A 13,838-nucleotide genomic window follows, 5' to 3' on the forward strand; every position below is an offset into this window, starting at 1 on the left:
ATTACTTACGTTTACAGTACTCATTTTACCATTCACTCTACTCTGAACAGTAACCACTTACTCACTATGCGGCAACGCTATATCCTCTTCCTCTTACTGGCCGGACTCATGTCTTCCTGCATGATCGGTTCATATCCATCGGGTTACCCCTCGGGCGGTAGTCAATATCCATCTGGTGGTCAGCAATATCCGAACGACCCTTACCCAAACCCTGGCAATCAGCCCGGCAGTGGGCGCGCTGCCGACCCCGGCGTAACGGTCAACAGCATTCGTCTAACACCAGATTACACAATTTTGAATTGTACATATACTGAGAATAATCCACCGAAATACGATCAAAACGGACAACCTATGGCCACTGGAACGATTGGTTTCGATCCGACCAGCTATTTAGTAGCTGCCAATGGTGCCCGAACGTTTCCATTTGTACGTGTTGAAGGAATTCCAGTAAAACAGGAACGGGTAAATCCGAATACTGGCAAAAGGGTATTTGTAGGAAGAAACACTTATTCTGGTGAACAGGTCAATTTCACCGTATATTTTCAGCGGCTAGATAAAGGGCTTGAAAATTTCGATCTATTCGAATGCCACTCAGACAACTACATATGCTGGAACATTTATAACCTGTATGTGAATAACCCGGCCGACCCGGTGGTATACAACCCACCAACGACGCCTACCCCCAAGCCTGTACCCAATCTGCCTAAAAAGAATACGAATGTTCCCCCAGCCCCAACGGGTAACTCGGGTGGCGAGATGGAAACCCCTAAACCTAAACCGACCCCTGCTCCAGCACCCGAAGTGACTATTGTGACGGTTACAGGCAAAGTTAGCGACGCGAAAAACAAACGGCCCGTTACGGCTACCATCGACTACCAGCTCTCGTCCAGCAAGCAGGCTATCGATTCGGTGCAGAGTTTTGCTTCGACGGGTGGGTATAAAATGATGTTACAGAAAGGGCAGGTCTACACCTACATTGTATCGGCACGTGGCTACCAATCGACCAATGGTGTACTAGACTTAAGCAAGGTGGCGGGTGGAAAAAGTGTTACCCGCGATATCGTCCTAACACCCCTGTCTGTAGGCGACAAGGTGACGCTGAAAAACGTCTATTTCGAAATGTCGAAGTCTGATTTATTACCGGCTTCCTATGCCGAACTGGACAAGCTGGTGACCATGATGGAAGATAACCCCAACATGACCATCCGGCTCGAAGGCCATACCGATATCATTGGCGATCACGATAAAAACCTGCAACTCTCCCGCGATCGGGTCGTCGCCTGCCAACGGTATCTGGCCCAGAAAGGCATCGACATCGTTCGCATCCAGACCATCGGCTATGGCGACACACGACCTATTCTAACCAAAGGCACCGACGAAGAACGTAAAGTAAACCGCCGGGTCGAGTTTGTGATTTTGTCGATTTAAATGGCATAGGGCATGGGGGTAGGGGCATAGGGTCGAACTATCTTATACCCTTACCCCCATGCCCTATGCCACCTAGTTCACATCTTTCCCTTGCCCGAGCAAGCCTAGTAGACGTTCGACATTGGCTTTGTTATTGGCATCAGGAGCCTGGGCTAAGGCTTTTTGTCCCCAATCGGTGGCGGTCTTGTAATCACCCATTGCCGAGTAGGCCCGCATCAGGCCCATATGGCTCATAAACACATTCGGGTATTTTTTGGCCAGATCCTGAAAAAGGGCCAGTGCTTCTTTTGTTCTTTTCTGATTGATCAGTTGCCGCCCGTATTGATACGCCTGCTGCAAAGTTGCCAAGGGCAGAGCCTCTTTCATCAGCGCATCGGCCTCGGTACCACGGTTCAATAGCGTCAATAACCGCGCTTTTGTGCTGAACGTATTGAAGTTCTTTTCGCCTACAAACTGCCCATTGATTGCATAATCGGCCCAGCGCAGGCCCTCCTCCAGATTCGTTTTATGGTCGGCCACATAAGCAGCCGCCTGCTGGTAGGCATCCCACCGGAATCCTTTTTCGCCCCGTAGCTCGTTCCGTAACGAAGCTAGCTGCGTCTGCACCAGATTGACAGATACGGTAAATGGAATCGCCCATTTTTCCCATTCCAGCATGACCACCGCCGAGCTATCGGTTTCGTTCGTGAATTCATATTTCAACCGCTCTACCGATGGCTGGTCTTTCAGCGGTTTAACCGTCACGCGGAGCGCATCCTCTTTGGGATCGTAAAAATAACTGCCCCAGGATGTGCTGTTTTTGGAGAAAATGACTGTTACATCATTCTCCTGCACAGCCATGAGCAACCCGTAAGTACCAGCCGTTAAGGGTTTCCCCTCAATAGCTACATCGGTGCTGAACGTAATGGTCGTGTTCTCGTTGGCCCCCGCTCGCCAGGGCGATTCTTTACTGGTACCAAAGCCTAAGTCCTTAAACCCATAGTGGACCAGTTGCCCCCATACTTTCCCCTCCCGGCCTTTTAGGGCAGGCCGATCATAATGAATCGTAACATCGGTGATACCAATACGCTCCGAAACCGATGCTTTTTTGTTTCCCCCATCGGCCGGGAAGGTAAGTTGTGCAAAAACAGATAATGAACTTAAGCAGAAAGCACTGAGCAATACCGTAATTTTCTTCATGGTTAGCTGTCCTGTTTTGAGTAATACTCACTAATTGACGGATTACCAAAATAAGAGATTACGAACGGCCGGGGCAAGGTGAACTGTATAAGCGGTCGAAGCCATTTCGGGCGGTTATACGGTCAAAGTAGAAAGTAGTTGTAAAAACTCGTCGGCAGAGATGACTGTAACTTTCGGGAAAGGAATTTCTTTAAGTGTATCAAAGTGACCATCATTCGTCACAATGTAGTCCGCATTGCAAGCCAGCGCACAATCAACAAACTTATTGTCGTCAGGGTCCGACTTGATGAGTTCCCAACGATAATACCGTGTAGCAAACTCCATATTGGGAGCATTGTCAATCGTTTCTAATACATACTGCGTCCATTCTGGACCAAGATGCTTGGGAGAGGCCAGAATTTCTTCGTATTCACTCAGTATATCGGTCGTTACACAAAGCGTATACAATCCGTCGATAAACGAACGGTAAATAGAGTGATAACGGGAACGACTTGAAATCGAAACGAGAAGGACGTTTGTGTCAATGACAACTTTAAGAGGGGCACTATCAGGAGGAAAATTAGCCAGAGAGGCCATGAATGACAGGGAGGTTTACCCGTATATGTCAGCCCCTTTGACATTTCGGTGTTTATAAAGCAAACTTAGCCGAAAATCCAGCATCTGTCAAGGTAGCTTATGTTTAGGCTCCCAGATAAGGAGTCCGCTTGTGGGTATTTAATAATTCGTCTATTTTTTCGTCATTCCAGCTCTGCTCGGCCCAAACTTTATCAGCCCCTTCAATCGCTTTCTGGGCAAAATACTGAACAATCATACGCTTAATAGCTAACCAATCGGCATCGTCTACCTTATGCGAAAACATCTTCAGCAACTCAAGCTGAGGTTCGGTAAGGGGAGTTTGCAACTTATTTTCCATGTCAATTATCAGGTAACTTTTTCTTATGAACGTTCCTGCGGCAACACATTGTTCATCCTACACAAAGGTATGAAGAAATACGAACCGCTTTCCAGTCAGTCCGGTGCGGCAAATTTCCGTATCTTTGCACTCATTTTTCAACCGCACGCTCACCACGAAGGTGTCCGTGTTTTCGATTATGCCAGGCGTGAAGTACCAACAATACGAATCCCTCGACTATGCCAAGCTAGCAGCCGAGGTGTTAACTTACTGGAATCAGAATCAGGTATTTGAACAGTCGGTTTCCCTGCGTGAAGGCCGCCCAACGTTTACGTTCTATGAAGGCCCACCATCGGCCAATGGAACTCCCGGTATTCACCACGTAATGGCCCGAACCATTAAGGATATTTTCTGCCGCTATAAAACGCAACAGGGTTTTCAGGTGGAGCGAAAAGGGGGCTGGGATACACACGGCCTACCCATCGAGCTTCAGGTCGAAAAAGAACTGGGCATTACGAAAGACCATATCGGCAAACCCGAATCGGAAGGGGGCATCAGTGTTGAAGACTATAACCGCAAATGCCGCGAAACCGTGATGCGGTTTACGGATCAGTGGAACGACCTGACCCAGAAAATGGGCTACTGGGTCGATCTCGACAATCCGTACATCACCTACAAAAACGAATACATTGAGTCGATCTGGTGGTTACTGAAGCAGTTGTACGACAAAGACCTGCTCTATAAAGGGTATACCATTCAGCCCTATTCGCCCAAAGCCGGAACGGGTCTCAGCTCCCACGAGCTGAATATGCCCGGTACGTACAAAGATGTGCGCGATACCACCATCGTCGCTCAGTTTAAGGTCAAGGTGACTGGCAAATCGGGCTTTTTGTTTTTCGACTCTTCTGATGCCGATGTCTACATTCTGGCCTGGACCACTACGCCCTGGACCTTACCGGCCAACTCGGCCCTGACCGTCGGAAAAGACATTGATTATGTACTCGTCAAGACGTTCAATCCGTATACCTTCAGCCCGATCAATGTTGTACTGGCTAAAGCGCTGGTCAGTCGATGGTTCAACGAAAAAGGTCACCAGGAGTCGCCCAACAGCCCGGCATTCGATGCGTACTTGCCAAACGATAAGGTAATTCCCTGGGCAATTCTGTCGGAATTTAAAGGCGAACATCTGGAAGGGATCGAGTATGAGCAACTGTTGCCGTATGTTCAACCAGATAAGCCCGCATTTCGGGTTATCCTGGGCGATTTTGTGACGACTGAAGATGGTACCGGGGTTGTTCATACGTCGCCTACCTTTGGTGCCGACGACTTTCGGGTAGCCCAGGCGGCTGGTATTCCACCCATCATGGTGAAGGATGAAAACGGCAAAGAAGTCCCGATTGTCGATAAGCATGGCCAGTTCGTGAATGAAATCACGGATTTTGCCGGTCGGTATGTAAAAGAGGAATACTATTCGGACGAAGAACGCGCCGACCCGGAATTCCGGCCAACGGATGTGCTGATCGCCATTAAGCTGAAAGAGGAAAACAAGGCGTTTCGAGTTGAAAAATACGAACACCCGTATCCACACTGCTGGCGTACCGACAAACCGATTCTGTACTATCCGCTCGATAGCTGGTTTATCCGCACAACGGCGAAGAAAGATCGGCTGGTAGAGTTAAACAAAACCATCAACTGGCAACCTGAAAGCACGGGTACGGGTCGTTTTGGTAACTGGCTCGAAAACTTGGTGGACTGGAATCTGAGCCGCAGCCGTTTCTGGGGTACTCCGCTACCCATCTGGCGGTCGGAAACGGGCGAAGAAGTTTGCATTGGCTCGGTTGCCGAACTCGTGTCGAAGATTGAAAAAGCGAATGAGCAAATGAGCCAGTGGGTTCAGGAAGGTCAAACTGAATACCAGTCCTATCTCGACGCTAACCATTCATTCATTCAATCATTCAACCAGTCTACATTTGACCTCCACCGTCCGTATGTAGATGAAGTTTATTTTGTTTCGGAATCGGGGAAAGTCATGCAGCGCGAGCCAGACCTGATCGACGTTTGGTTCGATTCAGGTGCGATGCCGTATGCACAGTGGCACTATCCGTTCGAGAACAAAGACGTGTTCGAAAAAGCCTTCCCGGCCAACTTTATCTCGGAAGGTGTTGACCAGACGCGCGGCTGGTTCTTTACCCTACACGCTATTGCGGGTATGCTTTTCGATTCGATCGCGTTCAAAAACGTGGTTTCGACCGGGTTGGTGCTCGACAAAAACGGCAACAAAATGTCGAAACGTCTGGGCAATGCGATCGACCCGTTCAAAACGTTGGCCCAGTATGGCGCTGATGCCACGCGCTGGTACATGATTACCAACGCTGAGCCCTGGGACAACTTGAAGTTCAATGTTGATGGTATCGGCGAGGTACAGCGCAAGCTGTTTGGTACGCTCTCGAATACCTATAATTTCTTTGCACTCTATGCCAATCTGGATCACTTCACCTTTACGGGCCGTACGGTTCCTGTAGCTGATCGTCCTGAGCTTGACCGCTGGATTCTATCGAAGCTACAGTCGCTCATTCTGGAAGTGGCCCAGCAGTTCGATGGCTATAACCCAACCAAAGCCGGGCGAGCCGTACAGGATTTCGTCAATGACCAACTTTCGAACTGGTACGTTCGGCTATCGCGTCGGCGTTTCTGGTCTGGGGTCACGTCCGACGGAGAAATGACCGCTGACAAACGAGCTGCCTACGAAACATTGCATGAATGCCTGAGCGTGGTCGCCCAGCTAATGGCTCCTATTGCCCCGTTCTATGCCGACTGGCTGTATCGGAACCTGAACGAAGGACAAACCTCTGTTCACCTGACCGATTTCCCGGTGGCCGACAAAACCCTGATCAATTCTGAACTGGAGCAGTCGATGGAAGCGGCACAGGGTGTATCCTCATTGGTTCACTCGTTACGAAAAGGGCATAAACTGAAAGTTCGTCAGCCATTGAGCCGGGTACTGATTCCAGTATTGAGTACGGACACCCGCCGACAGATCGAGCATGTCGCTCCCATCATCATGTCGGAAGTGAACGTAAAGGCGGTTGAGTTTGTCGACGATGCCAGCGGCATTTTGAAAAAGCGGGTAAAACCCAATTTCAAGGCACTGGGCCCCAAGTTTGGTAAGCAGATGAAAGAGGTGGCGGCTGCGATCACGGCCATGACCGACGACGAACTGAAAACTCTGGAGCAAACGAACACGCTACAACTTGGCCCCTTCAATCTGCAACTTTCGGATGTTGACATCCAGACGGAGGATATTCCTGGCTGGCTGGTTGCCAGTGAAGGCGGCCTGACCGTTGCTCTCGATGTTACGGTCACGGATGAGTTACGGGGCGAAGGCATTGCCCGCGATTTTGTCAATCGTATCCAGAACCTGCGGAAAGATCGCGATTTCTCGGTAACCGATAAGATTCGGATTGCCCTGGAGCGGAACAACGAAGTACTGGCTCAGGCTATTGAAACCAATCGTGACTACATCAGTCAGGAAGTCCAGGCTGTTGCTCTCGATGTGGTAGGCGACCTAAACGGTCAGGGAGCCGAATCGCTGGCCACGGAGATTGAAATGGATGAATTCCAGCTTCGGCTCACCGTCGAACGCGTATAGCCCTACCGTCTCGGCTATCCATAACGGGTCATTCGCCCCATTCTACAGTCACCTTTCTACGGAGGGGTGACTTTTTTTATATACGCTACCCCCGATTATTGATTTTTATCCCCTTTCCAAAAAATACACAACGGCACGAATGTTGTATATAAACCCGTGTGCCCATAATGGATAGGCAGCTCAATCTATTGACTGCACGTGTACAAACTGACCTTCGGCACAAAGCCCCCTAGCCCATCAGATACATAGTTTTCGCCCGCAATGAATATCTGCGTTCACTTAACCATTTTACAACTTTGATTGATTATCTACGCTCAACTCTACACTCCTTTGTTAACAATTACCAGGCCGTCATGTGGCGGTTACGCGAGTGTTCGCTCAATGATGAGCAATTAGGAATTGCAGTAGGGCTAAGCGGCAATGCCATCCGAAATCGGCGCAGCAAACCTGATCTGTGGAAACTATCCGATGTCGAGCGATTGGCAGCCCACTTTACGTTGCCCGCTACAGCCTGCCTCCAACTAAATCAGGCGCTCCATCAGCTACCTACCAACCTAAAACAACTGCCGAACGACGAACGACGGCGCATAGAACGACAGTTGGTCATGAAACTCGCTCAACTGGAAGCTTATAACCAAAGCGACTGGCCCGTACGGAATCTGCTGAAAATGCATCAGGCATTGCATAAAGGCCGTTAAGTCAATGAATTGACATGAACGAATTTACACCTATTGGGCATAAATTTCGCCCGGTAGGTGTACCTTTACGGCGACATCCCCGTCGCCCAATGAAGCTTTTACGACGTATACCACTCGCCTTTATCCTCTGCATCTGGCAGCAGGTTTCTGCCCAAACGCCCACACTGATACGCGGCCCCTACTTACAGGTTGTTACGCCCACGTCGGTAGTCGTTCGCTGGCGTACCGAATCCCCTACTATAGGGCGGGTCTGGTTTGGCCAATCGCCTAACCAGCTCACCGGGAGTGTGCAGGAATCCCAACCTACTCAGGAACATATTTTGACCCTTACCGGGTTGAAACCCGCTACTCGGTATGCTTATGCCATAGGGTATGGCGATACGCAACTGGCGGCCGGCCCCGATTATTCGTTCAAAACAGCACTGCCAGCGGGCGATACACGCCCCTTTCGTATGTGGGTTCTGGGCGATTTTGGGAGCGGTAGCGACAACCAACAGACTGTTTATCAGGCCTATCGCCAAGCTACAGCCAACCGGCCAGCCGATTTATGGCTCTGGCTTGGCGATAATGCGTATTCGTACGGACTGGAAGACGATTACCAGCGATTGGTTTTCCCGGTTTACGCGCCTACGCTCCGTAATACACCTATTTTTATTACGCCCGGCAATCACGATTATGCCGATAGTGAAACCAATTTTAACATTGCCTATTATAATCTGTTTTCGTTTCCCCAACAGGGCGAAGCTGGCGGTGTGCCCTCTGGTTCAAAATCCTACTATGCCGCCGATTATGGCAATGTGCATCTGATTTCGCTCGACTCACAAGGCAGGCAAGAAGGGCAGTATCGTCTGTATGATACCACATCCGCACAGGTTCAATGGCTCAAACGCGATCTGGCGGCTAATAAACTTCCTTGGACCATCGTTATTTTTCACCATCCACCCTATAGCAAAGGTGGTCACAACTCCGATACCGAAGAGTCGATGCGGCTCATTCGCGAAAACCTCACCCCCATTCTGGAACGGTTCGGCGTTGATCTGGTATTGAATGGCCATAGCCATGGCTACGAACGAACCTATCGCTTAAAGGGTTTACGAGGGCTGGCCAATACCTTCGATAAAACGAAAAACCTCGCAGACAATAACACGGGCCGCTACGATGGTTCGCCCAACTCCTGCCCTATTTTGTCGAAAGGTCAGGGAACAATTTATGTCGTTAACGGCTCCGGTGGGCAGTTGGGTGGCCAAACTGATGGGTTTCCGCATCCAGCCACGGTATATAACAATGTATCGAAAGGGGGTTCAATGATTCTGGACGTAAACGGCGATCGTCTGGATGCTCAGTTTTTATTGTCAGACGGATCAATCGGCGACCGATTTACACTGCTGAAAAGTACGGGAACAACCTCTTCCCTAGCTGCTGAATACGGGGATACACTTCAATTGTCGGCTTCCTGGACTGGGGACTACCGCTGGCCGGGGGGACAAAATAGCCGAAGCATTACCTACATAGCTGACAAAGCCGGAACGTTTCCCATTACGGTCAACGATAGCCAGAAATGCCTGACCGATCAGTTTACCGTGAACGTATTGCCTCCACCTAAAATTACAACCCAGGCGTCGGTAGCCACCAGTGTTTGTGTTGGTAGTGCATTTACCGTAACGGCCACTCCCGAAAATACTACCAAAGCTGCTGGTTGGCAGTATGATGTACTTCTGTCGGATGCTTCTGGCAATTTTGGCACGAATCAGGTGGTTGGCTCAGGCCCATTAACTAGTTTACAGGCTACTTTGCCTGCCAACCTAACGCCCGGAACAGGGTATCGGGTGCAGGTGCGCCCTCGCGGTATTCCGTATGCCCAACTCAGCCCAAGCAATGCCTTCACCGTCAAACCTTTGCCCACGGCTACGATTGCCGGGTCGACGACTATTTTGAAAGGCGAATCGGTTGCCCTGACAATCAACCTTACCGGCGATGCCCCCTGGAAGGGAACCCTATCCGATGGGACCGCTTTTTCGGGTAATGTAAATCCGATTACCCTAACCATTCAGCCAACGCAGTCGGGTGTTTATTCGATTGCCAGTGTTGAGAATAGCTGCGGCAAAGGCACCAGTTCAGGACAGGCGTCGGTAACGGTACTCCTGCCGCTGGCCGAAGAAACCCTGTCGGATCGCCAATTGAAAGTTTACCCCAACCCGGCCCATGATGTCATCCATATTGAACTGACGATGGGCCAGAAAAAAGAGATTAGCATGACCCTTACCGATGCGAGCGGGCGCGCGGTGGTACACAAGCAATTTGCCCCAACCAGTTCCCTGTCAGAATCTATTGCCATGCCGCATGCACAAGGAACTTACTTACTAAAAATTCAGGTTGGCGAAGGCACGCTAATCCGAAAGGTGGTGAGGCAATAACTGGTGGTCAACAACTATGGTCAAGGGTGGTCAGGCATAATTCATGGGTACAAACCCTACCTGACCACGCTCGACTCGTTCTTCTACAAGACCTGACCAATTCCAAATAAGATCACAAATAATAGCGTGCTCATAGCCAGTTGTCCCAGGCGCGGGTTAAGCTCCGCCGGGCGCTGGTGAGAGGCAATGGCTCGACCATTGAGGATAAAGAGCGGGAAGGCCAGCACATATAGATAGCTCACCCAGGCCGCTCCCGTCAGAAACGAATAGGCAAGTGCGCAAGCCATACCGGCAATCAACAAACCCCAGTGATAGCGAATGGCCAGCGACAGGCCCAAGCGCGACGGAATCGACCGTTTGCCGGTCATGGTATCCGTTTCAATATCGCGGATGTTATTGACATTCAGAACCCCCGTTGCAAAAAGGCCAACGCTGGTAGCCGGTAAGAGAAGAAGCGGGTTGAACGAAAGCGTATGCAGGAAATACGTTCCCAGTACGCCCACCCAACCGAAGAAAATCAAGACGGCAATATCGCCAAACCCAGCGTAGCCATACGGGCGCTTGCCATTCGTATACCCAATAGCAGCCGCAATGCTGAGCAGCCCTAATACCAGAAAAAACCAGAAGAGTTTTGGTCCAGCCCCGTAAAAGGCTACAATCAGCAGACCAATGCCACTCAGCAGCGATAGAACCGACATCAGAATAATGCCGCGCATCATCGCTTCTTTGCTGATGTCGCCGGTAGCTACTGCCCTGCGTGGCCCTACGCGAAGTTCGGTATCTTTTCCTGAAACCGCATCGCCATAATCATTGGCAAAGTTCGACAGGATTTGCAGAAAAATGGTGGTTAGAGCAGCCAGTAGCGCAATCGACCAGCTAAATTGCCCATCGGCAGAAGCCAGAAAACTTCCTAAAATAATACTCGCCAACGACAGCGGCAATGTCCGGGGCCGCGCAGCCGCAATCCAACTTTTCATAGTGAAAAAGCGAAAGAGCGAAAGAGTGAATGAGCGATCTCCTCCAAAGACATTCGCTCTTTCACTCTTTCACTCTTTCGCTCATTAAATTAAATACCAACTGCTTTCTTAAACTCTTCATCTTCGGGTTTTACTTTCGAGCCGAAGAAGTTGGTCAGTTCGCCTTTTTCGTTGATCACATATTTGCAGAAATTCCAGGTAGGCACCTGATCGTTCCAGCCGTTCAGATCTTTGTGCGTCAGCCACTTATAGAGCGGGGCCTGATCTTCGCCCAACACCGATACTTTCTCGAACATCGGGAAGGTTACCCCATAATTCTTCTTACAGAACTCAGCAATCTCTTCGTTTGAACCCGGCTCCTGGCTTTTGAAATTGTTGGCAGGAAAACCCAGTACGACAATCTTGCTACCATGCTCTTTGTAGAATTTCTCCCAATCGGCATACTGCGGGGTGAATCCACATTTCGAGGCTACGTTCAGTATCACCACTTTTTTACCTTTGAACCCTTTCAAAGCCACCGGCTTACCATCCAGCGAGTTTACCGTAAAATCATACAGACTTTTGGTTGGGGCACTGGTAGCAGGTGCCGACAGAGCAGCCCGCTTGTCAGCAAAAATCCCTTTAACAAGCGTAGAAAGCGACATAAAACTGGACAGGGAGAAAATAAGGGCCAGTGCGACTACCGTAAAAATGAAATTCTTTTTCATGGTTGGTTTTTCGGTTTTACTATGCGTGAAGCATAACGTTTAGAAAGTAAACTAGTATTGACTGATTCTGAACAAAGTAACTACATTTTCTGCGGAACTTCTATGCCCAATAAGCCCATTGCCTTCCGAATAGTTTCACCAATCGATTTTGCCAATACGAGACGGGTCTGAAGCGTATCGGGATCGGTCTCTTTCAGGATCGGCAACTTGTCGTAAAACTGGTTAAACGTTCTGGCCAGCTCATAAGCATACTGAGCCAGATACGAAGGCGCGTAATCGTCACCTGCCTCTTTCACGCGCTGTGGATACTGACTCAACAGAAAGACCAATTGCTGCTCAATCTCATCAAGTTGCGTTTCAGAAACGCTTCCGGCAAGCGCTATATTCGATTCGGCAGCTTTCCGAAGAATTGACTGAATCCGGGCATACACATACTGAATATAGGGGCCGGTATTTCCATGCAAATCCACCGATTCGGCCGGGTTAAACTGCATTCGTTTCTGCGGATCAACTTTCAGCAGGTAGTATTTTAACGCACCCAGACCCAGCATATGAAACAGGGCTGTTTTCTCGGCTTCGCTAAATTCGTCGAGCTTGCCTTTAGCCGCTTCGTCGGCTGCGGTGGCGGCCGCTTCAGTTGTTTCCTGAATCAGATCGTCGGCATCGACAACCGTACCTTCCCGCGACTTCATCTTGCCCGTTGGCAGATCGACCATGCCGTATGAAAGATGGTACAAATTGCTGGCGTAAGGCCGCCCTAACCGACGCAGAATGGCAAACAGCACATTGAAATGGTAATCCTGCTCGTTGCCAACCACCCAAATCTGGCGGTCGTTATGAAAATCCTGAAACTTCAGATCCGTGGTACCCAAATCCTGCGTCATGTAGACCGACGTACCATCCGAACGAAGTACCAGTTTTTGGTCCAGGCCCTCATCGGTCAGGTCGATCCAGACCGAGCCGTCGTCTTTCCGGTAAAAAACACCTTTCTGCAAGCCTTCTTCGACAATCTCTTTACCGAGTACATACGTATTGGACTCGTAATAGGTTTTGTCGAAGCTGACGCCAATGGCGCGGTAGGTAGCATCGAACCCGGTATAGACCCAGTCGTTGAGTTTGCGCCAGAGCGCTACGGTTTCGGGATCACCCTGCTCCCAAAGCCGAAGCATCTGCTGCACTTCAAGCATCAGGGGAGCTTTTTTCTCGGCTTCTTCTTTAGGCATTCCCTGCCCTACCATCTCTTCAACTTGCTGTTTATAGGCCTTGTCGAACAGAACGTAGTATTTACCGATCAGGTGATCGCCTTTCATACCGGCCTGTTCTGGTGTTTCGTCGTTGCCAAAAAGCTTATAGGCCAGCATCGACTTGCAGATGTGTACCCCCCGATCGTTGACAATACAGGCTTTTACCACATCATAGCCATTGGCCGCCAGAATCCGACTGACCGAGTCGCCCAGAAAATTATTCCGCAGGTGCCCCAGGTGCAGGGGCTTATTGGTATTGGGCGACGAAAATTCAACCATTACCGACTGCCCTTTGGGAGCTAACTGGCCAAAGGCTGGATTTCCGGCGATGTCGTTCAATACACTCATCCAGGCTGCGTCGGCAATACTGATATTTAAAAAACCCTGTACCACATTGAACGCGCTCACAATCGCACTATTCGCTACCAGCCAGTTGCCAATGGCCTGACCGATTTGAGCCGGGGCCTGCCGCAACGCCTTCGTCAGTGAAAACGTCACGAACGTATACAGTCCGTCGAATTCTTTTTTGGTGGGTTGTAAAGAAACCTCGCCTAGTTCCTGTTGGTACAACTCGGAAACGGCCCGTTGAATCGCACTTTTTAAATCTTCCTGAATATCCATTCGCTTGTGAAACTGTCGGTTCGTACAGT

Annotated in this window: 10 protein-coding genes; 4 read left to right on the forward strand and 6 right to left on the reverse strand. The window is 49.8% G+C overall.

Annotation, left to right across the window (positions count from 1 at the left end):
* The first annotated feature begins 66 nt into the window (after positions 1 to 66).
* The gene (locus B153_RS0122510) at positions 67 to 1,428 is read left to right on the forward strand and encodes an OmpA family protein (RefSeq protein ID WP_020599009.1); all 1,362 of its coding nucleotides are present in this window, start codon (positions 67 to 69) and stop codon (positions 1,426 to 1,428) included.
* Between the two features lie 72 nt (positions 1,429 to 1,500).
* Here the strand turns inward: B153_RS0122510 and B153_RS0122515 are convergent, their stop codons facing one another.
* The 3 genes from B153_RS0122515 to B153_RS0122525 form a co-directional block, all read right to left on the reverse strand.
* Positions 1,501 to 2,607 (reverse strand): DUF2911 domain-containing protein, encoded by a 1,107-nt coding sequence (locus tag B153_RS0122515; RefSeq protein ID WP_020599010.1) that lies wholly within the window; start codon positions 2,605 to 2,607, stop codon positions 1,501 to 1,503.
* 114 nt (positions 2,608 to 2,721) lie between these two features.
* On the reverse strand, positions 2,722 to 3,183 hold the full coding sequence (locus tag B153_RS0122520) for a putative toxin-antitoxin system toxin component, PIN family (RefSeq protein ID WP_020599011.1): 462 nt from the start codon (positions 3,181 to 3,183) through the stop codon (positions 2,722 to 2,724).
* Positions 3,184 to 3,286: 103 nt separating this feature from the next.
* The gene (locus B153_RS0122525; RefSeq protein WP_020599012.1) at positions 3,287 to 3,520 is read right to left on the reverse strand and encodes a hypothetical protein; all 234 of its coding nucleotides are present in this window, start codon (positions 3,518 to 3,520) and stop codon (positions 3,287 to 3,289) included.
* Between the two features lie 178 nt (positions 3,521 to 3,698).
* On the opposite strand from B153_RS0122525, the gene ileS reads away from it, so the two are divergent.
* The 3 genes from ileS (at position 3,699) to B153_RS0122540 (ending at position 10,260) form a co-directional block, all read left to right on the forward strand.
* Positions 3,699 to 7,148, forward strand: a complete 3,450-nt coding sequence (gene ileS, locus B153_RS0122530; RefSeq protein WP_020599013.1) for an isoleucine--tRNA ligase — start codon at positions 3,699 to 3,701, stop codon at positions 7,146 to 7,148.
* 296 nt (positions 7,149 to 7,444) lie between these two features.
* On the forward strand, positions 7,445 to 7,846 hold the full coding sequence (locus tag B153_RS0122535; protein WP_245564927.1) for a hypothetical protein: 402 nt from the start codon (positions 7,445 to 7,447) through the stop codon (positions 7,844 to 7,846).
* 89 nt (positions 7,847 to 7,935) lie between these two features.
* Positions 7,936 to 10,260 (forward strand): metallophosphoesterase, encoded by a 2,325-nt coding sequence (locus tag B153_RS0122540; RefSeq protein WP_040761873.1) that lies wholly within the window; start codon positions 7,936 to 7,938, stop codon positions 10,258 to 10,260.
* Between the two features lie 83 nt (positions 10,261 to 10,343).
* Here B153_RS0122540 and B153_RS0122545 read toward each other — a convergent pair whose 3' ends face one another.
* The 3 genes from B153_RS0122545 to argS all read right to left on the reverse strand — a co-directional run bounded on the left by B153_RS0122545 (position 10,344) and on the right by argS (position 13,809).
* Positions 10,344 to 11,237: a 1,4-dihydroxy-2-naphthoate polyprenyltransferase gene (locus tag B153_RS0122545; RefSeq protein WP_020599016.1), complete on the reverse strand. Its 894-nt coding sequence runs from the start codon at positions 11,235 to 11,237 to the stop codon at positions 10,344 to 10,346.
* An 89-nt stretch (positions 11,238 to 11,326) separates the two neighbouring features.
* Positions 11,327 to 11,944 carry a glutathione peroxidase gene (locus B153_RS0122550; protein WP_020599017.1) on the reverse strand — a complete coding sequence of 206 codons (618 nt, stop codon included), beginning with the start codon at positions 11,942 to 11,944 and terminating at the stop codon, positions 11,327 to 11,329.
* A gap of 80 nt (positions 11,945 to 12,024) precedes the next feature.
* Entirely contained in the window at positions 12,025 to 13,809 is a 1,785-nt protein-coding gene (argS, locus tag B153_RS0122555; RefSeq protein ID WP_026262370.1) for an arginine--tRNA ligase, read from the reverse strand.
* Between the last annotated feature and the right edge of the window lie 29 nt (positions 13,810 to 13,838).

Source organism: Spirosoma panaciterrae DSM 21099 (assembly GCF_000374025.1).
In the GTDB taxonomy this organism is placed as follows: domain Bacteria; phylum Bacteroidota; class Bacteroidia; order Cytophagales; family Spirosomataceae; genus Spirosoma; species Spirosoma panaciterrae.